A 24,714-nucleotide genomic window follows, 5' to 3' on the forward strand; every position below is an offset into this window, starting at 1 on the left:
GTCACAATGCACTCAGTAATCATGAACCCAGTAGTTCAAGCCGTTACCGACAGAATTATTGCCCGTAGCACAGCGTCACGTGCCGCTTATCTTGGCGCATTAAACGATGCTCGTAACCATGGCGTGCACCGCAGTTCCTTAAGTTGCGGTAACTTAGCCCATGGTTTTGCCGCCTGTAATCCAGACGATAAAAATGCCTTACGTCAATTAACTAAGGCGAACATCGGCATTGTGACGGCATTTAACGATATGCTATCTGCGCACCAACCCTATGAAAACTATCCTGAACTGCTGAAAAAAGCCTGTCAGGAAGTCGGCAGTGTCGCGCAGGTGGCGGGCGGTGTTCCTGCTATGTGTGACGGTGTGACCCAAGGTCAGCCCGGCATGGAATTGAGCCTACTGAGCCGCGAAGTGATTGCCATGGCAACGGCGGTGGGGCTATCCCACAATATGTTTGATGGTGCCTTACTGCTCGGTATTTGCGACAAAATCGTGCCCGGTCTATTAATCGGTGCCTTAAGTTTTGGCCATTTGCCTATGTTGTTTGTGCCGGCCGGCCCAATGAAATCCGGTATTCCAAACAAAGAAAAAGCCCGCATTCGTCAGCAATTTGCCCAAGGTAAAGTGGATAGAGCGCAGCTGCTCGAAGCCGAAGCCCAGTCTTACCACAGCGCGGGAACGTGCACTTTCTACGGCACGGCGAACTCAAACCAGCTGATGCTTGAAGTAATGGGCCTACAATTACCTGGCTCATCCTTTGTGAATCCCGATGACCCACTGCGTGAAGCCTTAAATAAAATGGCGGCCAAACAGGTGTGCCGTTTAACCGAAATGGGCAGCCAATACAGCCCGATTGGTGAAATTGTTAATGAAAAATCCGTCGTCAATGGCATAGTCGCGCTGTTGGCTACGGGTGGTTCCACAAACTTGACCATGCATATCGTCGCCGCGGCCCGTGCGGCAGGCATCATAGTGAACTGGGATGATTTTTCCGAGTTATCCGATGCGGTGCCTCTGCTGGCCCGCGTCTATCCAAACGGTCATGCGGACATTAACCACTTCCACGCCGCGGGCGGTATGGCGTTCTTAATTAAAGAATTGCTCGATGCCGGATTACTGCACCAAGATGTGAATACTGTGGCGGGCTTTGGTCTTCACCGTTACACCCAAGAGCCCAAACTGCTCGACGGTGAGTTGCGTTGGGTCGATGGACCAACGGTAAGTTTAGATACCGAAGTATTAACCTCGGTCGCATCGCCTTTCCAAAATAACGGTGGTTTGAAATTGCTTAAGGGTAACCTTGGCCGCGCCGTGATTAAAGTCTCTGCGGTTCAAGACCTGCACCGGGTAGTGGAAGCGCCTGCCGTCGTGATTGACGATCAAAATAAACTCGATGCGTTATTTAAAGCCGGCGCTTTAGATAGGGACTGTGTCGTAGTCGTTAAAGGGCAAGGTCCAAAAGCCAATGGCATGCCTGAGCTACATAAGCTAACGCCACTCTTAGGCTCGCTGCAGGATAAGGGCTTTAAAGTGGCACTGATGACCGACGGTCGTATGTCGGGCGCATCGGGCAAAGTGCCTGCCGCCATTCATTTAACGCCAGAAGCCCTAGATGGTGGTTTGATTGCCAAAGTCCAAGATGGCGATTTGATCCGTGTCGATGCGCTCACCGGTGAATTAAGTCTACTGGTGTCTGAGACTGAACTGGCTGCAAGAGCCGTGGGTGAGGTGAATTTACATCGTTCACGTTATGGCATGGGGCGTGAGTTATTTAGCGCACTGCGTGCAAACTTGAGCAGTCCTGAAACGGGTGCGCGCTGTACGAACGCCATCGATGAACTTTATTAATACTAAGGAAGAATAACGCAATGCTTGAGAATAACTGGTCATTACAACCGCAAGATATTTTTAAACGCAGCCCTATTGTTCCTGTGATGGTGATTAACAAAATAGAGCATGCAGTACCACTCGCTAAAGCACTGGTTGCCGGCGGGATCAGCGTGTTAGAGGTCACTTTACGCACCCCATGCGCCCTTGAAGCTATTACTAAAATTGCTAAGGAAGTACCAGAGGCCTTAGTCGGTGCGGGAACCATTTTAAATGAAGCCCAACTCGAGCAAGCCATTGCCGCTGGCGCGCAGTTTATTATCACACCGGGTGCCACGGTTGAATTGCTTAAAGCGGGGATGCAGGGGCCAATTCCTTTAATTCCAGGTGTTGCCAGTATTTCAGAGGTGATGGCTGGAATGGCGCTCGGTTACACCCACTTTAAATTTTTCCCGGCGGAAGCCTCGGGCGGTGTGGATGCACTGAAAGCCTTTTCTGGCCCACTCGCGGATATTCGCTTCTGCCCAACGGGTGGCATTACGCCAAGCAGCTATAAAGATTATTTAGCCCTTAAAAATGTCGATTGTATTGGTGGTAGCTGGATAGCACCGACGGATGCAATGGAGCAGGGTGATTGGGACCGTATCACTCAGCTTTGTAAAGATGCCATTGGCGCTTTATAAGCCGAGCTCGAAATAGCAAAAATAAAAAACCACCCCGAGGTGGTTTTTTGTCTTTTCATATGGTGATAAAGAATGGCTGTGATCGCTGGCACTATCGAAAGTCAGGCTTTTATAAAAGTTGGCTAACTCAATGTTGCTTGCCTACATTTCCTTACTCAATTCAATATTCGAACCCGCTTTGGGGCTAAATAGCTGCTGATATAGTCGCCCTGCAAATTCATCCGTCATCCCCGAAATATAGTCCGCCAATACCCTGTGACTGTTTAAACCCTGTTGCTCACTTTCGCGCCAGCGCTCTTGGGTGTTCAGCGGCAATAAACGTTCGGGATCGGAAGCAAAAGCCTCAAATAATCCCATCACAATCTGCTGGCCCTTATATTCGAGCATTTGCATTTCAGGTTTACGGATAACGTATTTATATACCAATTGCTTAAGTACATTGAGCGCAATGGCAAATTCCGGTTCAAGGTTGGCATTAAAGCGCAGTAAAGGTTCTTCGAAAGCCGGATCTTCGGTAATGATAATGGCCGTGACAAACCCATTGACTAAGGTGCCTATGGCATCTTTACGCAGGTGATGCTCATGGGAAAACAGTTTTTTGCCAATATCGGCTAGCTCCTGTTTTATCCAAGCATCATTGCTGTGGGTCAGTGTCGGGGCGACATCCTGCTGCCATTGGGATGCTGTGACTATTCCCATCACGATTGCGTCTTCAAGATCATGCACCGCATAGGCGATATCGTCCGCCAATTCCATAATCGAGCAGTCGAAGGATTTAAACTGGGTTCGCAGATGTGGATAGTGGTGCAGGGCCGGATGAGAGCTTTGCTGGGCCGAAGTAAAACGCGCTCTATCCGACTCTGATAAGGGCTCAAGCACCCAGGCAAAAATGTCATTATCGTCGTCGAAAATGCCCTTTACGGGGGGCCATTGTGATGGCTTAAGCTGTCTGTGGCTGGTGATCTCAGTATGCTCACATGGGACAAATAGCTGCGAGCGCGGTGCTGGGTATTTCAAAATCCCCAGCATAGTGCGGCGGCAGAGATTCATTCCAAAATCTAAGGTATATGGCTCAAGCTTAGATAAAATGCGCAAGGTTTGGCCATTGCCTTCGAAGCCGCCATGGTCGCGCATCATGTAATTCAATGCCACTTCACCACCGTGGCCAAAGGGCGGATGGCCAATATCATGGGCAAGGCATAAGGCTTCCAGCAGGCTCATGGAGTCTAATAGGGGTTTATGCTCTGGATATTTACGGATTAACTGGGCGGCGATCCCCGTACCAATTTGCGAAACTTCGAGCGAATGGGTTAAACGAGTACGATAGAAGTCATTCATGCCCACACCGAGCACTTGGGTTTTTGCTTGCAGACGACGAAAGGCGGCGGAGTGTAGGATACGCGCCCGGTCTCTTTGGTAGGGACTGCGGTGATCGTTGCGCCTTTGTTTATCTTCGCCATGGCGGCGTTCTTGCCAAACACTTGAAGTCATAGGTATTCCTAACGGCAGTAGCAAATCAAAGCATCTTGTTTATTTCGTCCAAATTCAGGGTAAAACTCGGGACAAAACAATCCATAAAGTATTTCACCGCGGGATCGGCATTGGCGGCGAGCATGGCCTCTAGGCGTTTACGGGCGGTATTAAACTCGGTATTACCGGCGCGATTTTCCTCTAGGCATTTAAGGTAAGCACATAAAGTATCGGCGGATTTCACTATGGTTTTGTAAACGGGATCGGTGTAATTGCTGATAAATAGGCTGCGATAATCCTCTTTAAACTCCTCCGGCACCATATCCAACATACGTTGCTCGGCAATGGCCTCGATTTTTTTATACTCGGCCTCAATCTCTTTATTGAAGTATTTCACCGGTGTCGGTAAGTCGCCCGTCAGGATCTCACTGGCATCGTGAAAAATCGCCAGACTTGTGGCTTGGTGGGGATCGAGCGTCGTGCCAAACTTTTTATTGCTAATGATGACGAGTGCATGGGCAACCATAGCAACCTGCAATGAATGTTCTTGTACATTCTCAGGGCGTACATTGTACATCAAGGGCCAGCGTTGAATGAGTTTCATCCGAGCTAAATGGGCAAATAGGTGGCTCATAGTGATCCTTCTATTAAGTTAACTGGATAACGTCATGATCTGCAATGAAAATCACTTAAATCTATTAGGGCAGATTTAACGTTATTGTTGGCTTAGACTATCACAGCCATGAACGACAAGTGAGCGCAAATCCTAGGGATTTTATGAAAAAGGCAAAAAATAAAGCGATCGCAAGGATCGCTTTACAGACCAACCGTTAGCTTACCATTGACTATTGTCGATAGGTCTCAAGGAATGCACCAAACTCGGTCAGCGCTTTAGTGAGATCTTCCTTATAGGGTAAGAATACCACACGTAAATGATCGGGCTCAGGCCAGTTAAAGGCGCTGCCGTGGACTAACAGGATTTTCTTTTCCCTGAGTAAATCCAGCACTAAACGCTCATCATCCCGCAGATTGAATTTTTTCATATCCAGTTTTGGGAAAGCATAGAGTGCACCTTTAGGTTTTTTCACACTCACGCCTGGAATTTGGTTGAGCAGCTCATAACAGGCATCCCTTTGCACAGTAAGCCGGCCATTAGGCAAAATAAGCTCATTAATACTCTGGTAACCGCCAAGGGCCGTTTGAATCGCATGTTGATTGGGCACGTTTGCACACAGGCGCATCGAGGACAGCATCTCTAAGCCTTCGATGTAACTTTTAGCGGCCTTAAGATTGCCCGATAACATCATCCAACCGACACGAAATCCGGCAACGCGATAAGCCTTAGATAGCCCATTAAAAGTGACAGTTAAAATATCGTCAGACAGGCTGGCCGCCGGAATATGTTTAGCTTCGTCGTATAAAATTTTGTCGTAAATTTCATCGGCAAACAGGATCAAATCGTGTTGACGACAAAGTTCAACCACTTGCAGCAGCAATTCTCTGCTGTATACCGCTCCCGTTGGATTGTTCGGGTTAATCAGCACTATGCCGCGAGTACGCGATGAAATTTTGCTTTTAATGTCGTTGAGATCGGGGAACCAATCTGCTTCTTCATCGCAGCGGTAATGCACGGCTTTGCCGCCCGCAAGGTTGGCCGCCGCCGTCCACAGCGGATAATCGGGTGAGGGGATTAAGATCTCATCATCGGTATTCAACAAGCCTTGCATGGCCATCATAATAAGTTCAGACACGCCGTTACCTATATAGATATCTTCGATATCGACACCAAAAATTCCTTGGGCTTGATAATGCTGCACTATGGCCTTGCGGGCAGAGAATAATCCTTTTGACTCACAGTAGCCTTGGGCACTGGGTAAATTAAGGATCACATCGCGCACAATTTCTTCCGGCGCTTCGAAACCGAAGGGGGCCGGATTACCAATGTTAAGTTTGAGGATCCGATGACCCTCGTCTTCTAAACGTCTGGCTTCCTTGTGCACTGGGCCGCGGATGTCATAGCAAACGCTATCCAGCTTGTTGGATTTGATGATAGGGCGCATTTACACCTCGAAACATGCAGTTAATTTTGGCTTAAGTTAGCGCACCATAACGAAATTTTATCGGTTAAGGAAGAGGACTAAAGCACAGATTGCCACTTTTTTTCATAAAAAAGCTTAGTTAAATATGCTTTAACAGCCAATTAATGAAATAGATACAAGTTTTAAATTCTAAATATTGCGCGATATAAGGCTGAAATGACTTTTGCATTAACTGCTATATGGCGGGTTATTGCACAGAGATAACGCGTGAGGATAGTTGTTGAACGGATAGATCTTACTCACTGATTTTATTTAACACTTTTTTAATAAATTGGGATAACGCCACGTTCGAGTCTATATTGATAATTAGGCAAATTAACTGAATGCTTATTAAGCATCTGCTACCGAGTGGTCTTTTGCTTGTTTTTAATTAAATGTGTTTAATATCATATTGTTACTATTTTTATTGGATGGGGCGGGAAAATTATTTTCCCTTAGAATAAATTTATAGTTGACTCAATATTCGATGCGCTTTATTTTCTGCGCGATGTTTTTGGCAAGGCACCTCAGATAGCAAGCTTTTAGCGGGTTTTATCAGCAGGGTCATCATGAAGCAGCTGTGTTGGCGCTCTGTATCGAGGTGATTTCAGGCGCTGTTCTAAAAACTTTTGCCTTTTAGGCGACTTATTTAGAGGACCTAAGTGCATGTCTGAACCGACAGCGTTAAGTCTTATTCCACCTTTGGTGGTCTTGGTGCTAGCTATTTGGTTACGCCGCCCCATTTTGTCCCTGATCATCGGTGCGGTAACGGGTTTTCTGTTACTCGACCCTGCCCAAGTGTTAAATAATTTTGCCAGTGTCTCTTTAAAAGTCATGGCCGATGAAACCATTGGTTGGTTGATTTTAGTCTGTGGCTGTTTTGGTGCCTTAATCGCGCTGTTAGTGCGTACTGGCGGCGCGCTGGCGTTTGGCCGTAATGCACTTAAATTTGCTAACGGGCCTAGATCCTCCCTGTTTATGACCTTTATCCTCGGCATTGTGATTTTTATCGATGATTATCTCAATGCACTGACCGTGGGTGAAACCATGAAGCGTGTCACGGATAAGTTTAAGGTGTCCCGTGAAATGCTTGCCTATGTTGTCGATTCGACTGCTGCGCCCGTGTGTGTGTTAGTGCCCCTATCGACCTGGGCGGTATTCTTTGGTGGCTTGCTGGTCGATAACGGCGTGGCAGCGGAAGGTCAGGGCATTAGCGTTTACATGCAGGCTATCCCATACATGCTTTATGCTTGGTTAGCCGTAGCTATGGTACTACTGGTGGTATTAGGCATAGTGCCCGCCATTGGCCCAATGAAAACGGCGCAGCTTCGTGCGGCCCAGGGTGAACCTGCACAGGCGCAGGTCGATTTTGACCAAGTGCAAACCTCAGACGAATATGCCATTGCTGCTATCGAAGAAGAGTTTAAGCATGCCGACAACCAGGGCAAATTGCACAACTTCCTCGTCCCTATCCTGTTGCTGGTTGCCTTTACCGTGTATTTCGATATCGATGTGTGGAAGGGGCTATTAGCGACCTTAGTGATCACACTGCCTTATTATGCGGTGCAGCGTTTGATGCCATTATCCGAGATGATGGATCAAATGATCGATGGCTTTAAGAGCATGTTACCCGCCATTGGGACTGTAATTGCCGCGTTCGTTTTTAAAGACGTGTGCGATCAGTTATTACTACCCCAGTACGTGATTGAATCCTTAAGCCCCTTTATGACGCCTAAGTTGCTGCCTGCAGTGGTGTTCTTATCCATGGCAATTCTCGCATTTGCCACTGGATCGAGCTGGGGTATTTTTGCGGTGACCATTCCAATCGTGATGCCATTAGCGCAATCGGTTGGGGCGGATATCCCCTTAGTGATCGGTGCACTGTTGTCGGCATCATCATTTGGTAGCCAAGCGTGCTTCTACTCTGACTCAACCGTATTGGCGGCGCAGGGCTCAGGTTGTAACTTAGTGAGCCATGCGGTGACTCAGTTGCCCTATGCGCTTATTGCTGCTGTACTGGCGTTTATCGGCTTTATCGTGATTGCGTAAAAACTTTCATGTTTAGAATAAGAAACCAGCTGCGGCTGGTTTTTTTATGTCTGCTGTCACTTGGTTCAGCGGTTAAAGTGGCTAAAAGGTGAGTGGATGGTGATAGTGAATAGTGGAGAGTCGCTAGGCTTGAACTAGGATTAACGCGATTAAACGCATAGCGACTAGATGCTGTTATTGTCAAATTATATTTTACGATTTTGTCATTTATATTTTACATTTATTGTGTTCGCTATATAGCTTTTCAACAGCAAGCCTGATTATACTCTGCATCCTTCATGGTGTTATTTTCAACATTAGCGGCCAACGGATCAAATGGACTCAACCCTTCTTACTGCGTTTTTCCAGCACGGTACAATACGTGATGTCGAATGTTTATTCCCTGATATTTCTGGCTATCCGAGGGGGAAGCTGATGCCAGCCCGAAGCTTTGCTAAGGGGGCAGAGCTGCGCATTGCCCAAGCGATTTCGATGCAGGCGATTACTGGGGAGTATTCCTACGATCCCATCTTTCCCGATGCCGATCCCGATCTCCTATTAGTCCCGGATTACAGTACCCTAAAAATGGTCCCCTGGAGCACAGTGCCGCGGGCATTTGCTATCCATGACTGTGTGTTGCTCGATGGCAATTTATGCCCATTTGCGCCGCGATCCATTTTAAAAAATGTGCTGGCCCGCTACCAAAAACTCGGACTCACGCCCGTGGTCGCCCCTGAGATTGAGTTTTATCTTACGGAGGCTAATACCGATCCCAGTGCGCCGTATCAGGCGCCCATGTCAAAAAGTGGCCGAGCCGAAAATGGACAATCCGCGTTTAGCATGAATATGCTCAATGAACTCGCGCCATTTTGGGATGAGTTTAATGCTGCCATCGATGCGATAGGGATCAAGGGAGATACTTGGATCCATGAGATGGGGCTCTCGCAATATGAAATTAATTTAGTGCATGGCGATCCACTCGCCCTTGCAGATCAGGCCTTTATGTTTAAATATGCCGCGAAGGAAATCGCGATTAAACATGGCTTGAATGCGATTTTCATGGCGAAACCCATAGCGGGTCAACCCGGCAGTTCTATGCATTTACACCAAAGTGTGGTGGATGATAAAGGCAATAATATATTCAGCCATGCGGACGGCAGCGACAGTGAACGTTTCCATCATTATATCGGTGGATTACAGAAGTATCTGCCTGATTTGATGTTGTTATTCGCGCCTAATATTAATTCCTTCAGACGATATATTTCCGGTAGTCAAGCGCCGATTAATTTAAGCTGGGGCGTTGATAATCGCACTACGGGCTTACGTGTGCCATTGAGTGCTCCGGTGGCGAGACGGGTGGAGAATCGTATTGCGGGCGCCGATGCCAATCCGTATCTGATGATTGCCGCATCTTTGGCTGCGGGTCTTGCGGGAATGGAAGAAAAACTCGCACCAAGCGCGCCAGAAACCGGTAGCGCCTATGAGAGCAGCCATGATCTCGCGCCTACTTTCTTAGCCGCGTTAACTCAAATGCGCCAAAGTGGCTCGGCAAGACGTTTACTCGGCGATGATTTTGTCACGGGCTTTGTGTCGGTGAAGGAGATTGAGTTTCAAAGTTATTTGAGTGAGATAGGGGCGTGGGAGCGACGTTTCTTAGGGCCGCAATGCTAATGCTTTTGTTGATAAGAAAATGTCCTTTAATCAGCTAAGTACTAGGTCCTCTATATGCCTTGCTAAAAAATAGCGACAAAAAAGCCAGTGCTTGCACTGGCTTTTCTTCGTCTGGAAACAGGAAGGGCGATTATACGCGCTTCTTGAATTCACCAGTACGAGTGTCGATTTCAATCTTGTCGCCAACTTTTACGAAGTCAGCAACGCTGATTGTGCCGCCGCCAGTGATAGTCGCTGGCTTCATCACTTTACCTGAAGTATCGCCACGAGCTGAAGGCTCAGTGTAGATCACTTCACGTACGATAGTGGTTGGCATTTCAACGGAGATAGCTTTACCATCATAGAAAGTCACTTGGCAAGTTTCTTCCATACCGTCAACGATATAAGCCGCTGCATCACCTAGGTTTTCAGCTTCTACGTCATATTGGTTGTACTCAGCATCCATGAATACAAACATAGGATCAGCAAAGTAAGAATAAGTACAGTCAAGACGATCTAAGATGATGTCTTCTAACTTATCTTCACCTTTGAAAGTCGTTTCAGTACCAGAGTTAAGCAGTAAGTTTTTCAACTTTAACTTAACGATAGCAGCGTTACGGCCAGAACGAGTTGTTTCAGTTTTCTGCACAACCCATGGGCTGCCATCTAACATGATCACGTTACCAGGACGGATTTCATGAGCAGTTTTCATTACACTATTTCCTATATTTAGATTTTTCTGTTTTCGCGCAGTATCTTAGCTGTTTTTAACGAACTGGACTAGTCGAGTAGCGAGATCTGCAGCATTTAATGCATTAATTGGCCATTGTTTAGCATGGTGCAACAAGGGCAAATTAACAGGATTAAGGTTTTGCCAGTGAAGACTCACGGCCGATTGCTGTGCTTGGTTGAACGCAAGATTCAATTCAGACCAATAACCCGCAATTTTAGGTGGCAGATTATCGCAGTAAAGTTTGAGAAAAGCTTCTAATTTTACGAGGTGATAATCATCTTCTTGGGGATAAATATGCCAAATGAAGGGTTTTGCGGCCCATTGGGCGCGTAAAAAAGAGTCTTCACCGCGCACGATATTAAAATCACAGCTCCAGAGCAGGCGATCGAACCCCTGTTGATCTGTCATAGGCAAAATATGCAGCGTCAAATTGCCATGAACTATCTGTTGGCCCGGCACTAGGGCGACAATTTCACAGGGGAGTAGATGCGTCAGGCTGTTTAAGCTACGCCCCTTAGGGATCAGCGCATGGATTTTTTCGGCCGATTGCTGCCATAACTCGCATAACGCCGGCAGGGCCTCGGTCTCATAGCTGAAGATGCTAATCACAGTATCTCGAGCCTCAATCCCCTTCAGGCCTAGCTGACTAAAAAGCTGTAATTTATTGGCAGTGTCCGCTTGCCAGGCATCACGCTCGGCAAACAACTCTTGCTCGCAAATGAGCCCACCGGTTTTAGCGCTAAAACCTGGAAAGTAGAAATATTTCTTTAAACCACTGGCCTGTAGTGAAGGCAAACCATGGCAACCTTCTACCCAATCTTCGGCACTTAAATACTCTAAATTCAACCAGATAGGCACAGATTTGGGGTCTGCTTGATGTAAATGCTCCAGTTGGCTTTTTACTTGTTCGGGTAATTCACAAGCAAAGGCCTCGATGATCACAGAACCAGCGACAAACGCTATGGGTAAAGGCTTAGTCCAATGAATAATATTCACGCCATTAAAAGTTTGAGTGGCTTTTAGCGGATCGAGTGCCGGTAATATATGGGAGAAGCTCATCAGATCGTCGACCCACAAATTAACGGGGATCTGATACTCATTGGCAATTTGTTTGGCCAAACGCCAAGTTACGCCAATATCGCCGTAGTTATCAACGACGGTGCAAAAGATATCCCAATGATTGGAGTGGGGCGTAGTCATCATGTGTATGCTATGTCGTTATCAGTGGTGGAACGAGTCGATTCTCTATGGCGATGCATAAAAAAAGCGGCGTCAAGGCCGCTTTAATCGAATGGTTAGGCAAATTAATCTTCTAATTCAGCTAAGCACATTTCTTCGTAAATTTGCTTAACCCAAGCATCGACACGTTCTTCGGTCAGCTCTGGTTGACGATCTTCATCGATACCTAAACCGATAAAATGGTCGTCATCGACTTGGCCCTTAGAGGCTTCGAAGTTGTATCCCGCCGTTGGCCAATGGCCGATGATAATGCCGCCGCGAGCCTGAACGATATCGCCTACCATGCCCATGGCATCCAGGAAATACTCGGCGTAGTCTTCTTGGTCACCACAACCAAAAATGGCGACAAGTTTGTCGGTGAAATCGATTTGCTCAAGCTCTGGGAAAAAATCATCCCAGTCGCATTGGGCTTCGCCATAATACCAGGTTGGGATGCCGAACAGCAGCAGGTCATATTCTGCGATCTGTTCTTTGGTGCTCTTGGCGATATCTTTCACCTCAACCATTTTTTTACCCAGTTTTTTCTGGATCATCTTGGCGACAGCTTCGGTGTTGCCTGTGTCGCTACCGAAAAAAAGACCTACAGTTGCCATTGTCTATCCTTTAATATCTAGTTCACTTATATGTTAATCTTGCTGGTATTGATTGTTCAGCATTCAATTTGTTGCTGAAGAATAAATTCGATTAACTGGCTACGGCTGATGTTACTGGCCAATGCCTGCTCATTCAAGGCGTCATACAAATCTTGTGACACCTTTAACTCTATTCGCTTTAATCCTTTGGCTTTATCCCGCTGGATCTGGTTGCGCTTATTGACCTTGAGCTGTTGGCTACGGGACAAAGGATTGCTACGTGGGCGGCCCCGGCGCTTTTCATTGGCAAAAAGGTCAATGGTGGTTCTGTCTGTTGCTTCTTTTGCCATGTTCTTATTGTTTAACCGATCCCTGAGCCTTCCCAGGACATCTGGATAATACCTTTTGCAATAAACCCGGCGCAGCCGAGAAATAACACTAACCAAACAATAAATCGACCAAATTTAGGCACATTACCCTGTTTGAGCACATCATGGATGGCCATGCCGATAAAGAAAAATATCGCTGCAAAAAACAGGTTCAGGCCAATGGCTTCAATTTGTTCCATGTACTGAGATAACATACTTTCTTAGTCCTCTAGAGTCTTCTAAGGCTAAAAGAGGCGCGAATATATCACAACAAGATGGCGGCTGCTATATGATTTAGGTCAGGGTTCCTTGTCATTTACATTGCTTGTTTGTCAATAAATTCAGACACAATTCGGTTAAATATGGCGGGTTTTTGTGCATGTAACCAATGGCCGCAACCTTCGAGGGTTTTCGCCTGGGCCGATGGAAATTGCGCCATGATGGCATTTCTATGTTCGCCAGTGACATAGTTAGATTCCCCTCCACGGATAAAGAGACTGGGCCCCTGGTAAACTTGGCTACTTTCTCCCCCCTGGTTATGCCAACCAATAATGTTGGGATAACAAGCTTTTAAACCGCTTAAGTTCATTTTCCAGCGAAAGCCTGCCTCAGTCCGTTGCAGGTTTTTGAGGAGAAATTGGGCTGTCGCTTCATCAATGCCACTATGGGTTAAATGGGCCAAGGCAAAACGGCGATCGGTATGGCCTTCTAATGGCAGACTTTCTAGGGCCGCAAACACTATGTCGTGCCTTGGCTCATAGGCCACAGGCGCGATATCGGCCGCCACCATGCTGATGATACGTTCTGGATAGGCAAGGGCGGTGGCCATGGCAATCTTGCCCCCCATGGAATGGCCGACGATATGGGCGCGCTCGATTTGGCATTGATCCAATAAATTAATCATGGCCTTAGCTAAGCTTGGGTAATCCATGTGCGCCCAATGTTCACTTAAACCGTGATTCGGCACATCGATGCGGATAACCTGGTGATTGGCTTCGAGGACTTGGCCTAGGCCCTTAAGATTATCGAGATTGCCGAATAGTCCATGGATAAGGAGGACAGCCTCTCCTTGACCTGAGGTTACAAAATTCATGGAGTTACCTGTGCTATGGTGCAAAAAGTTTTGCGGATTGTGCCCCTAATGCCTTTAGTTTGACAAGTGTGCTGCGGTTTTTGCCCTCGGATAATGCCGAACTTGGCTGCTTTTTCAGCGATTACCTGCGTTGTGATAATTTGATGTGCGATTTCACGCATTTTTAGATTAATGATGCTTTATCAGATTGATAGAGATAGATACACTGGGGGGCGATCGCAACGATCCTTTTGCGAGGATCGCCCGCGGTACACTTTTTTCGGTTATGCCTATCGAATAACAAAGGATAATAAGGTTATGAAATATATCGAAGTGGATGAAGAGCTCTATCGTCATATTGCCAGCAAAACAGAACGCATTGGTGAGAGCGCCTCTGACATTCTTCGTCGATTACTCGGCCTGTCCGTCAATGCGGTTGAGCAAGCCGAGCCAAAGGCTATCAGTCAGCCTAGTTTGGAAGTTGAGCCCCTCGCTCCAAACGTTGAAGTGCAAGAGATAACCCCCTCAGTGGCGGATTTTACCAGCCTAGTGGATGAACACAGATTATCACTGCAAAAAGGGGCCGTTGGCCGTTTCTTATTTTTACTCGAGAGTTTGTATCAGCAAAGCCAAGTGGCATTTCCACAGATCCTGCTGATCCAAGGCCGCGATCGCCTCTATTTTGCCCGTTCACGTGAAGAGTTACTGCAGGCGAGTCCCTCGGCGAATCCGAAGGAAATCGGCAGCAGCGGCTTTTGGGTGACCACAAATAACAATACCGCGAAAAAACGCGCTATTTTATCGGAAGTGTTAGTGCAATTCGGCTGCGATGCACAAGTCGCTAGCACTATCGCCGAACGCGTATAAGATTGATCAGCGCCGCAATTACAGGGCGTTTCACACTATTTAACCGATTTTCCAGTAGGAGAGGATCAGGTGGCAATACATCAACGGGCAGGACAAACCGCAAATCAGACGGATCTGGTGAATATTCCAAAACTGATGAGCCATTATTACAGCATCAAGCCCAATGTGGATGATGCCGGGCAACGGGTAGCGTTTGGCACTTCGGGCCACCGCGGCAGTGCTTTTTTGGGGAGCTTTAACCAAGATCATATCTTGGCCATTACCCAAGCTGTGGTGGACTATCGCCAATCGGTGAATATCGATGGGCCGCTGTTTCTTGGGATAGATACCCATGCCTTATCCTACGCCGCTTATGTCTCTGCGATTGAAGTCTTGGCCGCAAATAAAGTGACAGTGCGCATCCAAGAAAACGATGGTTTTACGCCAACACCCGTGGTTTCCCATGGGGTGATTTGCGCTAATCGTGAGGCCAATATCAATGGTGCCGCCTTGTCCGATGGTTTGATCATCACGCCGTCCCATAATCCGCCACAGGATGGTGGGATTAAATATAATCCTCCCCATGGCGGTCCAGCCGAAGGCAATATCACCGCGTGGATTGAAGCGCGCGCCAATGATTATCTACGCGCCGAGCTTAAGGGCGTGAATAAACTCGCCTATGCCGATGCACTGACTTCGGGCTATGTGCATGCCATCGATTTAATCAGCCCCTATGTTGCCGATTTAGAAAATGTGATTGATATGCAAGCCATCGCGAAAGCTAAGCTTAAACTGGGCGTCGATCCATTAGGCGGCTCGGGTATCCATTATTGGGCGCCGATTGCTAAGCACTATGGCATTGATATCACCTTAGTGAATGATAAAGTCGACCCAAGTTTTAGCTTTATGCCACTGGATAAGGACGGCAAAATCCGCATGGATTGCTCGTCTCCCTATGCGATGGCCGGTTTACTCGCCTACAAAGATTCCTTCGATTTATGTGTTGGAAATGATCCCGACTACGACAGACACGGCATCGTCTGCCCAGGTACGGGCTTGATGGATCCAAATCACTATTTAGCGGTGGCGATTGATTACCTGCTGACCCATAGACCGAATTGGAGCGATAGCTTAGCCATTGGTAAAACGCTGGTATCGAGCGCGCTTATCGACAAGATTTGTGCCTTCCACGGTAAAAAATTGCTCGAAGTGCCTGTGGGCTTTAAGTGGTTTGTCGATGGTTTAGCCGAAGCCACAATCGCCTTTGGCGGTGAAGAGAGTGCGGGAGCGGCATTCCTACGTCGTGATGGCAGTACTTGGTGCACCGATAAGGACGGTTTTATTCTGGTGCTTTTGGCCGCAGAAATGCTCGCGGTCACGGGGAAAACCCCGGGGCAACGTCATCAGGAATTAGTCGCCCAATTTGGCCAAAGTTATTATAAGCGTATTGATAGCCCGATTAGCCTTGAAAATAAAGCCAAATTTGCCAAACTCAATGCCGATACCTTAAACGCAACTGAACTTGCGGGTGAGAAGATTGTAGCTGTGTTAACCCATGCACCGGGCAACAATGCATCGATTGGGGGCATTAAAGTGACGACGGCCAACGGTTGGTTTGCCGCGCGTCCATCGGGTACCGAAGCCTTATTTAAGATCTACGGTGAAAGCTTTATTAGCGAGCAGCATTTAGCTGAGATCATTAAGGATGCGCAGGCATTAATTGATAAGGCGCTAAACGCTTAAGTGGGTTTTTCAGAGATAAAAGTGAGCTTTTGAGAGATAAAAAAACGCACCCATGTTAAGCCGTGAGTGCGTTTTTTATTTTATGCCGTTTTAAGCTGAAATCGCTATGGCTTAAACTAAATCGCTAAGATTAGTACTCGATATGGCAACTGGGTAAGTTGTTCTTATCAATATAATTTTGATGGTATTCCTCCGCCACATGGAATTGCTGTAGTGGCACTATCTCAGTCACTATATGGCGCAGTCCCCAACGGCCAGAACGGGCAAAGGCAAGTTTGGATGCCTCGGCAATGGCTTTTTGTTCACGGTCGTGGAAGAAAATGGTACTGCGATACTGAGTACCAATATCGCCGCCTTGCATGTTCAGGCTAGTGGGGTTGTGGTTTTTCCAAAACACCTCGAGTAAGTCTTCATAGCTGACAACAGCGGGATCAAATTCCACTTGCACGACTTCGGCATGGCCCGTGTTGCCTTTTTTTACTTCTTCATAGGTGGTAGCAGCGTTATTGCCGCCCATATATCCGCAGGTGGCATTCAATACGCCGTTTACTTGCCTAAAAAAATACTCTACGCCCCAGAAACACCCGGCACCAAAGGTTGCTAACGCCATAATTAAATCCAATAGAAGTCTAGATGGCTAAGGATTGTGATTAATCTCCTGCCTAAAAGCAAGTATCGAAATGAAAATTTATCCCATACTGAACGCTGCCACCGATCCGCTGAGCTTTTGTTATCAACTTAGTTAGCTAAGTTTTTTACTTCAAAATTCAGTTGTATGACCAGAATGACCGAGATACGCCCTAAAAACTTGTGTTAGTATTGATGCGCTTTTAAAGGTGAGTACTGCCAATGGCCGTCATGCACGGTTTTGTTGCACTTGATACTGAGTTTTATTGAACTGAATACTGACCTTTAGCACACCATTATAAGGAGAATTCTGTGTTACAAGCTCTGTTAGATTCAAAGGATTTTTTAGCCTTGACCCTCGCCAATCCCGAGTGCCTCGGCGATGAATTCAGCTTTACACTGGGGGATCATACCCGAGTGGAAGTATGGGACACGGGGGTGATTGTCTTTGAGCCTGCCCAAAGCGAAGGTAAAGATATTATCCTCTCCTGCGGTGTCCATGGTAATGAAACCGCCCCGATTGAACTCTGTAATACCTTAATCAAACAGCTTCTCCAGCAAAAAATCATCGCTAAGCAGCGCACGCTATTTCTTATCGGCAACCCATTAGCCATCAACAACGGCACCCGAATTATTGACGAGAACATGAATCGCCTCTTTAGCGGCGAACATTCCAATCCACCGGGCTTAGTCAATCCAGAACGGGTGCGGGCGAAAAAGCTTGAAGCCTATGTGGACAGATTTTTTACCGCAGTGGCAGAAGGTCGGCATCGTATTCACTACGACTTACACACGGCGATGCGCGCTTCAAAGCATGAAAAGTTTGCCATTTATCCCTATCGTCCGGGCCGCGCCTTTAGCGGCGAGCAAATCATGTTTTTAGCGGCAAGTGGCGTGGATACTGTGCTGTTTCACCATGAACCCACCACGACCTTTAGCTATTTTTCTTCGGAGCAGTACGGCGCCGACGCTTTTACCATTGAGTTAGGCAAGGTCTATCCCATGGGACAAAACGATATGACGCGTTTTATTGCCGCCCAAGAGATGTTTATGCGCTTGATCACTGCTAAGCCGTTGGAGCTGGATGTATTTGATGCCGATAAAGTTAACTTGTATCAAGTGTGCCGCGTCATCAATAAACATTTCGATGATTTTGAATTTACCTTCGCCACCGATGTCGAAAATTTCAGATCTTTCCCTAGGGGCTTTGTGCTAGCGCGGGAAGGTGGGCAAGAAATCAAAGTAGAACAAGAATTTGAAGCCATAGTATTTCCCAATGCTAAGGTGCCTATTGGTAATCGAACCGTGATTTGCCTGATCCCCGCAGTCAATCCGAACGTTCGCTAAGGTTGTAAAGCAATATATACATGCAATCCGGGGATAACTTGCGGTTCGAACTGTGCCAACGGTTGATAGGTAGTTTACGTTAACGTAATGTTCGTCCGGCATATTCGTATAAATTAGGCGCCGCAAATCTTTTGCGGCGTAACGAGATAACAAGAGCACAATATGAGCAAAGCAACACTCAACACTGATACAGTGCACCGTGTCGGCTTCTTGGATAAGGCATCGCTTCACATTCCTATCCTGAGAATTCTACAGGCCGATGGCACTACCTATGAAACCGCGGTTTTGCCTGTGATAGATGAAGCCTTAGCCACCAAAATTTACGATACCTGTGTGTTCACTCGGGTACTCGATGAACGTATGTTAGGTGCCCAACGTCAAGGGCGCATCAGCTTCTACATGACTTGTACGGGTGAAGAGGCGGCGATTGTTGGCAGTGTTGCAGCACTCGATCAAGGGGATGTTATCCTCGCGCAATATCGCGAACATGCGGCGCTGCGTTACCGCGGTTTTACCACTGAACAGTTTATGAATCAGATGTTTAGTAATGAGAAAGATCTCGGTAAAGGTCGCCAAATGCCGATCCATTACGGCTGTGCGGCGCTCAACTATCAAACCATTTCATCGCCACTGGCAACGCAAATTCCCCAGGCGACAGGCGTGGGTTACAGCTTGAAGATGCAGGGCAAGCGTAATGTCGCCGTGTGTTACTTTGGTGAAGGGGCTGCGTCAGAAGGGGACTTCCATGCGGGTCTCAACATGGCGGCGGTATTAAAATGCCCAGTGATTTTCTTCTGCCGTAACAACGGTTATGCCATTTCAACCCCAACCGAAGAGCAGTTTGCCGGTAACGGTATCGCCAGTCGCGGTGTCGGTTATGGTATGCACACTATCCGTGTCGATGGTAACGATATGCTCGCCGTCTTAGCCGCAACCCAACAAGCTCGCGCCTATGCGATTGAGCACAATGTGCCTGTGTTGATTGAAGCTATGACCTATCGCCTTGGTGCACATTCATCATCGGACGACCCATCTGGCTATCGCTCTAAAGATGAAGAAGCGAAATGGCAACAACACGATCCGGTGAAACGTTTCAAGTTATGGCTTATCAATAAAGGTTGGTTAGCTGAAGCGGATGATGTGAAACTGCATGAAAAATATCGTGAAGAAGTATTGGCTGCGGTAAAAGTGGCTGAAAAAATTCCTGTGCCTATGCTGGATGAAATCATTGAAGATGTGTACGACAAGCCAACGCCTGCACTGAAAAAACAACTCAGCGATCTTAAAGAACACATCAAAAAATATCCGCAAGCCTATCCAAAAAGTGCAGGGAGACTATAAGCCGTGGCAGAAATGAATATGTTACAGGCCGTCAATGAGGCCTTGTCGATCGCCATGCAAGCCGATGAGCGCATGGTGGTGTTTGGTGAAGATGTGGGCCATTTTGGCGGAGTATTTCGTGCCACTTCAGGGCTTCAAGAAAAATTTGGCCGTGATCGCTGCTTTAACACCCCGCTGACAGAGCAAGGTATTGCCGGTTTTGCTAACGGTTTAGCCTCCAATGGCATGACAGCAGTGGCCGAAATCCAATTTGCCGATTATATCTTCCCGGCATTTGATCAAATCGTCAACGAAGCCGCCAAGTTCCGTTACCGCAGTGGTAATGAGTTCAATGTGGGCAGTTTAGTGTTCCGTACACCCTACGGTGGCGGTATTGCCGGCGGTCATTATCACTCCCAGTCACCCGAAGCCTATTTTACCCAAACCCCAGGCTTAAAAGTGGTGGTGCCGCGTAATCCTGAGCAGGCAAAGGGATTATTATTAGCGTCAATCCGCGATAAAAACCCTGTGGTATTTTTTGAGCCTAAGCGTTTGTACCGTGCATCCGTGGGTGAAGTGCCCGCGGGCGACTATGAAATTGAACTGGGCAAAGCCGAAGTGGTTCGTGAAGGTAAAGACATCACGCTAGTTGCTTGGGGCGCACAAATGGAAATTCTTGAAAAAGCCGCCGACATGGCCGCTAAAGAAGGGATTTCCTGTGAAGTTATCGATCTTCGCACCTTAGCGCCTTGGGATGTAAATACCATCGCCGATTCAGTTAAAAAGACGGGACGACTGCTTATCAACCATGAAGCGCCGCTAACGGGTGGCTTTGCGGGGGAAATCGCGGCAACGATTCAACAGGAGTGTTTCTTATATCTTGAATCGCCCATCAGCCGAGTGTGTGGTTTGGATACACCGTATCCGCTCGTCCATGAAAAAGAATATATGCCCGATGCGCTTAAGACCTTTGAAGCCATCAAAGCATCAGTGACCTTCTAGGAGTCCGGTATGATTAAAGATTTTATTTTGCCGGACATTGGTGAAGGCGTTGTTGAATGTGAGCTCGTTGAATGGCTGGTGAAAGAAGGCGACACAGTCGTTGAAGATCAACCCATAGCCGACGTGATGACAGACAAAGCGCTAGTGCAGATCCCAGCGCCCTTTGGTGGCGTGGTGACTAAGCTGTATTACGCGAAAGGTGATATCGCTAAGGTGCATGCGCCGCTTTATGCAGTACAAATTGAAGGTACTGTGCAAATCGAAGGCGCTGAGGCAGCTCAAGCACCACTTGCAGCCACACCAACGCCTGCGCCGACGATTCAAGCTTCAGCAAGTTCATCCAGTATCGAAGAATTTCTACTGCCCGATATTGGTGAAGGCATTGTGGAGTGTGAACTGGTTGAATGGTTAGTGCAGGAAGGCGATACCGTGGTTGAAGATCAACCCATTGCCGATGTGATGACAGATAAAGCCCTAGTGCAAATTCCGGCCATTAAAGCGGGTAAAATTGCCAAGTTGCATTATCGTAAGGGGCAGCTCGCCAAAGTGCATGCACCTTTATATGCCATTGAAGTTGAACAGGCGGTATCTGTACCAACATCTACCACATCACCCGCAACGGCAAATACTGTGACTGCGACTATGGCTGGGGCAAATGCAGCACCAGCGGCGCAGGCTGTGAATGCAGAGCCCGCCCGTCAAGGTAAAGCCTTAGCCAGCCCTGCGGTTCGCCGTATGGCGCGGGCGTTAGATATCGATTTAAGCCAAGTACCCGGCAGTGGTAAGCATGGCCGAGTGTATAAAGAAGATATCACTCGCTATCAAACACGGGGCGTTGATAGCCCGGTTTCGGCCACGGTTCAAAGCCAAGCCGCTTCCCAAACCCAAGTGGAATCGAGTTTAGCCGCGCCTCAGAAGGCGGATATTGTCGAGCCGATCCGCGGCGTAAAAGCTGTGATGGCCCGCATGATGGTGGAATCTGTGTCGAGCATTCCGCACTTTACCTATTGCGAAGAGTTTGATTTAACAGACTTAGTAGCACTACGTGAAAGTATGAAGGCTAAGTATTCATCCGATGAAGTGAAGCTGACCATGATGCCTTTCTTTATGAAGGCCATGTCGCTGGCGTTAAGTCAGTTCCCTGTGATGAATAGCCAAGTGAATGCCGATTGCACTGAACTGACCTACAAAGCGCGTCACAATATCGGCATGGCGGTGGATTCTAAAGTCGGTCTCTTAGTGCCTAACATCAAAGATGTGCAAGACAAGAGTATTTTAGAAGTGGCGGCAGAAATCACCCGTCTGACCCAAGCCGCCCGCAGTGGCCGCGTGGCGCCAGCGGATCTGAAAGACGGCACTATATCTATTTCTAACATTGGCGCTCTAGGTGGCACAGTGGCGACGCCTATCATCAACAAACCTGAAGTCGCGATTGTGGCCTTAGGTAAGTTGCAAACCTTGCCACGCTTTAACGCGAAAGGGGAAGTCGAAGCCCGCCAAATCATGCAAGTGAGTTGGTCAGGCGACCACAGAGTGATCGATGGCGGCACCATTGCGCGCTTCTGTAATCTGTGGAAGCAGTATCTTGAGCAGCCACAAGAGATGTTATTGGCCATGCGCTAAGCCGCTGGCACGAATAACTGACATTAAAAGGACGCTAAAAGCGTCCTTTTTTATTTGCATTGCACAAATAGGTTAATCTTTTGATCCCGATTACGTATAATTCCCGGACGTTGTTATCCTGATGGATGTGTTATGAGTCAGTTAGCCCAAAGCCCATTTGCTCCAACAATAGAAACCATTGATTACCCGTTTCCGCCTAAGCCTGTGCCTCTGTCTGATATGCAAAAGGCCGAGTATAAGGCACGTATTAAACAGCTGCTCATTGAAAAAGATGCCGTGCTGGTTGCCCACTATTATACCGATCCTGAAATTCAAGCCCTTGCCGAAGAAACCGGTGGCTGCGTTTCAGATTCCTTAGAAATGGCACGCTTTGGCCGAGATCATCCCGCAAAAACCTTAATCGTTGCTGGGGTCAAATTTATGGGCGAAACCGCCAAAATTTTGAGCCCAGAAAAAACCATTTTAATGCCGACCCTAGAAGCCACTTGCTCATTAGACTTAGGTTGTCCTATCGATAAGTTCAGTGCTTTTTGCGACGCGCACCCAGATCATACTGTGGTGGTTTACGCTAACACTTCGGCGGCAGTTAAAGCCCGCGCCGATTGGGTAGTAACATCGAGTATTGCCCTTGAAATCGTTGAGCATTTAGACAGCGAAGGGAAAAAGATCATTTGGGGACCGGACCGTCATTTAGGCAGTTATATTGCCAAACAGACGGGCGCCGAGATGTTGATGTGGCAGGGCGATTGTATCGTTCACGACGAGTTTAAAGCCAATGCACTACGGGACTTAAAAAGCGTTTACCCAGATGCAGCGATTCTTGTGCACCCTGAATCACCCGCCAGTGTGGTAGCGATGGCCGATGCCGTTGGCTCGACCAGTCAGCTTATCAAAGCCGCGCAGACTATGCCGAATGAGCGTTTTATCGTGGCGACCGATCGTGGTATTTTCTACAAAATGCAGCAGGCGGCGCCGGGTAAAACCTTAATTGAAGCGCCAACGGGCGGAAATGGTGCAACCTGTAAGAGCTGCGCCCACTGTCCTTGGATGGCGATGAATGGCTTGAAAGCCATTGAAGCGTCACTTAGCGATAGCGATAAAATCACCCATGAAATCTTTGTGGATGAAGACTTAAGAGTGAAAGCGTTGATCCCACTGACGCGTATGCTGGATTTCGCTAAGACACTGAATATGAAAGTGAAGGGTAATGCCTAAGCATGGCTCGCGCTGTCTTTAGCTTGCCTTAAGTGCTATAAAAATCCCCGCCCTAGAGTGGGGATTTTTATATCTGCCGTTTTACTGAATGTAAGGCAATAAAAAGCCCCGCTAATGCGAGGCTTAATTGGGTAACGCGGTATCTAGTGACTAAATTGCTTTACGCTGACTTATTTGGCGTTCATCAAGGCAACCGCGTTATCTAACATACGGTTACTGAATCCCCACTCGTTATCATACCAAGACATCACTTTCACTAAACGACCGTTTACACGGGTTTGAGTAGCGTCAAAGTTTGAAGAAAACGCATTGTGGTTAAAGTCGATAGACACTAATGGCTCTTTGTTGACTGCTAACACTTCACTGAGTGGCGCAACGCTGGCAGCACGTTCGATAATGGCATTCACTTCTTCAACCGTAGTATCACGGGAAGCGATGAAAGATAAATCCACTAAAGACACGTTAACTGTGGGTACACGAACCGCTAAACCGTCGAATTTACCTTGTAATTCAGGTACAACTAAACCTACAGCCGCGGCTGCGCCAGTTTTAGTTGGGATCATCGATAGCGCCGCAGCACGGGCACGGCGTAAATCAGTGTGATACACGTCAGATAAACGTTGATCGTTGGTGTAAGCGTGAATGGTGGTCATCAGGCCAGATTCAATACCAATCTCGTCATTTAACGGCTTAGCGAAAGGCGCTAAACAGTTAGTGGTACATGACGCATTTGAAATCACAGTCATATCTGAGGTCAGTACATTGTTGTTTACGCCGTAAACAACTGTGGCATCCACATTTTTACCTGGAGCAGAGATAATGACTTTCTTCGCGCCAGCGGTTAAATGGGGTTGCACTGTTTCTTTAGAAGTGAAGATACCGGTACATTCGAAAACCACGTCAACTTGCAACTCTGCCCATGGCAGTTTTGCAGGATCACGTTCTTGGAAAGTGAGGATTTTATCGCCATTCACATAAATGGCTTCGGCATCATGGTCAACTTTGGCATTGAAACGACCGTGAACAGAATCGTATTTTGTCAGGTGAGCGTTGATTGAAGCGTCGCCTAAATCATTAATAGCGACAATCTTAATTGGATAAGCTTTCTCGCTTTCGTACAAGGCGCGTAATACGTTTCTACCGATACGGCCATAGCCATTTATTGCTACACGGATAGTCATCTCATATCCCTCTGGTGATTATAAAATTCAACTGGTAGTAAAATTACCAAACTGACAGCTATCGTCAAGCTAATTCGGCAATTTCCCCTA

General features: G+C 47.4%; 22 protein-coding genes. 11 read left to right on the plus strand and 11 right to left on the minus strand.

What is annotated here, in order from left to right; translation table 11 throughout:
- The first annotated feature begins 21 nt into the window (after positions 1 to 21).
- Positions 22 to 1,848: a phosphogluconate dehydratase gene (gene edd, locus JFT56_RS09620; protein WP_198783542.1), complete on the plus strand. Its 1,827-nt coding sequence runs from the start codon at positions 22 to 24 to the stop codon at positions 1,846 to 1,848.
- Positions 1,849 to 1,868: 20 nt separating this feature from the next.
- Positions 1,869 to 2,510 carry a bifunctional 4-hydroxy-2-oxoglutarate aldolase/2-dehydro-3-deoxy-phosphogluconate aldolase gene (locus tag JFT56_RS09625; RefSeq protein WP_198783391.1) on the plus strand — a complete coding sequence of 214 codons (642 nt, stop codon included), beginning with the start codon at positions 1,869 to 1,871 and terminating at the stop codon, positions 2,508 to 2,510.
- A 141-nt stretch (positions 2,511 to 2,651) separates the two neighbouring features.
- Here JFT56_RS09625 and JFT56_RS09630 read toward each other — a convergent pair whose 3' ends face one another.
- The 3 genes from JFT56_RS09630 to JFT56_RS09640 form a co-directional block, all read right to left on the minus strand.
- Entirely contained in the window at positions 2,652 to 4,001 is a 1,350-nt protein-coding gene (locus JFT56_RS09630) for an anti-phage deoxyguanosine triphosphatase (RefSeq protein ID WP_198783392.1), read from the minus strand.
- 25 nt (positions 4,002 to 4,026) lie between these two features.
- Positions 4,027 to 4,614 (minus strand): 5'-deoxynucleotidase, encoded by a 588-nt coding sequence (yfbR, locus tag JFT56_RS09635; protein WP_198783393.1) that lies wholly within the window; start codon positions 4,612 to 4,614, stop codon positions 4,027 to 4,029.
- A 211-nt stretch (positions 4,615 to 4,825) separates the two neighbouring features.
- Complete coding sequence (locus tag JFT56_RS09640; RefSeq protein WP_198783394.1) at positions 4,826 to 6,040, minus strand: pyridoxal phosphate-dependent aminotransferase; 1,215 nt, start codon at positions 6,038 to 6,040, stop codon at positions 4,826 to 4,828.
- Positions 6,041 to 6,724: 684 nt separating this feature from the next.
- On the opposite strand from JFT56_RS09640, the gene JFT56_RS09645 reads away from it, so the two are divergent.
- Positions 6,725 to 8,107, plus strand: coding sequence for a Na+/H+ antiporter NhaC family protein (locus JFT56_RS09645; protein ID WP_198783395.1), 1,383 nt, complete (start codon positions 6,725 to 6,727; stop codon positions 8,105 to 8,107).
- Positions 8,108 to 8,422: 315 nt separating this feature from the next.
- A complete protein-coding gene (locus JFT56_RS09650; protein ID WP_198783396.1) occupies positions 8,423 to 9,757 on the plus strand; it encodes a glutamine synthetase family protein in 1,335 nt (444 codons plus the stop codon).
- A 130-nt stretch (positions 9,758 to 9,887) separates the two neighbouring features.
- Here JFT56_RS09650 and efp read toward each other — a convergent pair whose 3' ends face one another.
- The 6 genes from efp to JFT56_RS09680 all read right to left on the minus strand — a co-directional run bounded on the left by efp (position 9,888) and on the right by JFT56_RS09680 (position 13,741).
- Positions 9,888 to 10,448, minus strand: a complete 561-nt coding sequence (efp, locus tag JFT56_RS09655; RefSeq protein WP_198783397.1) for an elongation factor P — start codon at positions 10,446 to 10,448, stop codon at positions 9,888 to 9,890.
- A 45-nt stretch (positions 10,449 to 10,493) separates the two neighbouring features.
- Positions 10,494 to 11,672, minus strand: a complete 1,179-nt coding sequence (earP, locus tag JFT56_RS09660; protein ID WP_198783398.1) for an elongation factor P maturation arginine rhamnosyltransferase EarP — start codon at positions 11,670 to 11,672, stop codon at positions 10,494 to 10,496.
- A 101-nt stretch (positions 11,673 to 11,773) separates the two neighbouring features.
- Complete coding sequence (fldA, locus tag JFT56_RS09665) at positions 11,774 to 12,301, minus strand: flavodoxin FldA (protein ID WP_011789429.1); 528 nt, start codon at positions 12,299 to 12,301, stop codon at positions 11,774 to 11,776.
- A gap of 56 nt (positions 12,302 to 12,357) precedes the next feature.
- The gene (gene ybfE / locus JFT56_RS09670) at positions 12,358 to 12,630 is read right to left on the minus strand and encodes a LexA regulated protein (protein ID WP_007648264.1); all 273 of its coding nucleotides are present in this window, start codon (positions 12,628 to 12,630) and stop codon (positions 12,358 to 12,360) included.
- A gap of 11 nt (positions 12,631 to 12,641) precedes the next feature.
- Complete coding sequence (locus JFT56_RS09675) at positions 12,642 to 12,863, minus strand: DUF2788 domain-containing protein (protein ID WP_198783399.1); 222 nt, start codon at positions 12,861 to 12,863, stop codon at positions 12,642 to 12,644.
- A gap of 101 nt (positions 12,864 to 12,964) precedes the next feature.
- Entirely contained in the window at positions 12,965 to 13,741 is a 777-nt protein-coding gene (locus JFT56_RS09680; protein WP_198783400.1) for an alpha/beta fold hydrolase, read from the minus strand.
- A gap of 297 nt (positions 13,742 to 14,038) precedes the next feature.
- Here JFT56_RS09680 and seqA point away from each other — a divergent pair, with 297 nt between their 5' ends.
- The gene (seqA, locus tag JFT56_RS09685) at positions 14,039 to 14,587 is read left to right on the plus strand and encodes a replication initiation negative regulator SeqA (protein ID WP_198783401.1); all 549 of its coding nucleotides are present in this window, start codon (positions 14,039 to 14,041) and stop codon (positions 14,585 to 14,587) included.
- A 69-nt stretch (positions 14,588 to 14,656) separates the two neighbouring features.
- Positions 14,657 to 16,309 (plus strand): phosphoglucomutase (alpha-D-glucose-1,6-bisphosphate-dependent), encoded by a 1,653-nt coding sequence (gene pgm / locus JFT56_RS09690; protein WP_198783402.1) that lies wholly within the window; start codon positions 14,657 to 14,659, stop codon positions 16,307 to 16,309.
- A 130-nt stretch (positions 16,310 to 16,439) separates the two neighbouring features.
- Here pgm and msrA read toward each other — a convergent pair whose 3' ends face one another.
- Positions 16,440 to 16,919: a peptide-methionine (S)-S-oxide reductase MsrA gene (gene msrA / locus JFT56_RS09695; protein ID WP_198783403.1), complete on the minus strand. Its 480-nt coding sequence runs from the start codon at positions 16,917 to 16,919 to the stop codon at positions 16,440 to 16,442.
- Positions 16,920 to 17,248: 329 nt separating this feature from the next.
- Between msrA and astE the strand changes: the two genes are divergently transcribed.
- The 5 genes from astE to nadA all read left to right on the plus strand — a co-directional run bounded on the left by astE (position 17,249) and on the right by nadA (position 23,443).
- Positions 17,249 to 18,283 (plus strand): succinylglutamate desuccinylase, encoded by a 1,035-nt coding sequence (astE, locus tag JFT56_RS09700; RefSeq protein WP_198783404.1) that lies wholly within the window; start codon positions 17,249 to 17,251, stop codon positions 18,281 to 18,283.
- A gap of 162 nt (positions 18,284 to 18,445) precedes the next feature.
- Positions 18,446 to 19,624, plus strand: a complete 1,179-nt coding sequence (locus JFT56_RS09705; protein WP_198783405.1) for a thiamine pyrophosphate-dependent dehydrogenase E1 component subunit alpha — start codon at positions 18,446 to 18,448, stop codon at positions 19,622 to 19,624.
- A gap of 3 nt (positions 19,625 to 19,627) precedes the next feature.
- Positions 19,628 to 20,605: an alpha-ketoacid dehydrogenase subunit beta gene (locus JFT56_RS09710; protein WP_198783406.1), complete on the plus strand. Its 978-nt coding sequence runs from the start codon at positions 19,628 to 19,630 to the stop codon at positions 20,603 to 20,605.
- A 9-nt stretch (positions 20,606 to 20,614) separates the two neighbouring features.
- Positions 20,615 to 22,228, plus strand: coding sequence for a dihydrolipoyllysine-residue acetyltransferase (locus tag JFT56_RS09715; RefSeq protein WP_198783407.1), 1,614 nt, complete (start codon positions 20,615 to 20,617; stop codon positions 22,226 to 22,228).
- A gap of 132 nt (positions 22,229 to 22,360) precedes the next feature.
- The gene (gene nadA / locus JFT56_RS09720) at positions 22,361 to 23,443 is read left to right on the plus strand and encodes a quinolinate synthase NadA (RefSeq protein WP_198783408.1); all 1,083 of its coding nucleotides are present in this window, start codon (positions 22,361 to 22,363) and stop codon (positions 23,441 to 23,443) included.
- A 170-nt stretch (positions 23,444 to 23,613) separates the two neighbouring features.
- Here the strand turns inward: nadA and gap are convergent, their stop codons facing one another.
- On the minus strand, positions 23,614 to 24,624 hold the full coding sequence (gap, locus tag JFT56_RS09725; protein WP_198783409.1) for a type I glyceraldehyde-3-phosphate dehydrogenase: 1,011 nt from the start codon (positions 24,622 to 24,624) through the stop codon (positions 23,614 to 23,616).
- Between the last annotated feature and the right edge of the window lie 90 nt (positions 24,625 to 24,714).

Source organism: Shewanella putrefaciens (genome assembly GCF_016406305.1).
GTDB lineage: Bacteria > Pseudomonadota > Gammaproteobacteria > Enterobacterales > Shewanellaceae > Shewanella > Shewanella putrefaciens_C.

Coding starts and splice junctions, on each gene's coding strand:
- edd (WP_198783542.1), top strand. CDS start 22: ATGAACCCAGTAGTTCAAGCCGTTACCGACAGAATTATTGCCCGTAGC.
- JFT56_RS09625 (WP_198783391.1), top strand. CDS start 1,869: ATGCTTGAGAATAACTGGTCATTACAACCGCAAGATATTTTTAAACGC.
- JFT56_RS09630 (WP_198783392.1), bottom strand. CDS start 4,001: ATGACTTCAAGTGTTTGGCAAGAACGCCGCCATGGCGAAGATAAACAA.
- yfbR (WP_198783393.1), bottom strand. CDS start 4,614: ATGAGCCACCTATTTGCCCATTTAGCTCGGATGAAACTCATTCAACGC.
- JFT56_RS09640 (WP_198783394.1), bottom strand. CDS start 6,040: ATGCGCCCTATCATCAAATCCAACAAGCTGGATAGCGTTTGCTATGAC.
- JFT56_RS09645 (WP_198783395.1), top strand. CDS start 6,725: ATGTCTGAACCGACAGCGTTAAGTCTTATTCCACCTTTGGTGGTCTTG.
- JFT56_RS09650 (WP_198783396.1), top strand. CDS start 8,423: ATGGACTCAACCCTTCTTACTGCGTTTTTCCAGCACGGTACAATACGT.
- efp (WP_198783397.1), bottom strand. CDS start 10,448: ATGAAAACTGCTCATGAAATCCGTCCTGGTAACGTGATCATGTTAGAT.
- earP (WP_198783398.1), bottom strand. CDS start 11,672: ATGATGACTACGCCCCACTCCAATCATTGGGATATCTTTTGCACCGTC.
- fldA (WP_011789429.1), bottom strand. CDS start 12,301: ATGGCAACTGTAGGTCTTTTTTTCGGTAGCGACACAGGCAACACCGAA.
- ybfE (WP_007648264.1), bottom strand. CDS start 12,630: ATGGCAAAAGAAGCAACAGACAGAACCACCATTGACCTTTTTGCCAAT.
- JFT56_RS09675 (WP_198783399.1), bottom strand. CDS start 12,863: ATGTTATCTCAGTACATGGAACAAATTGAAGCCATTGGCCTGAACCTG.
- JFT56_RS09680 (WP_198783400.1), bottom strand. CDS start 13,741: ATGAATTTTGTAACCTCAGGTCAAGGAGAGGCTGTCCTCCTTATCCAT.
- seqA (WP_198783401.1), top strand. CDS start 14,039: ATGAAATATATCGAAGTGGATGAAGAGCTCTATCGTCATATTGCCAGC.
- msrA (WP_198783403.1), bottom strand. CDS start 16,919: ATGGCGTTAGCAACCTTTGGTGCCGGGTGTTTCTGGGGCGTAGAGTAT.
- JFT56_RS09705 (WP_198783405.1), top strand. CDS start 18,446: ATGAGCAAAGCAACACTCAACACTGATACAGTGCACCGTGTCGGCTTC.
- JFT56_RS09715 (WP_198783407.1), top strand. CDS start 20,615: ATGATTAAAGATTTTATTTTGCCGGACATTGGTGAAGGCGTTGTTGAA.
- nadA (WP_198783408.1), top strand. CDS start 22,361: ATGAGTCAGTTAGCCCAAAGCCCATTTGCTCCAACAATAGAAACCATT.
- gap (WP_198783409.1), bottom strand. CDS start 24,624: ATGACTATCCGTGTAGCAATAAATGGCTATGGCCGTATCGGTAGAAAC.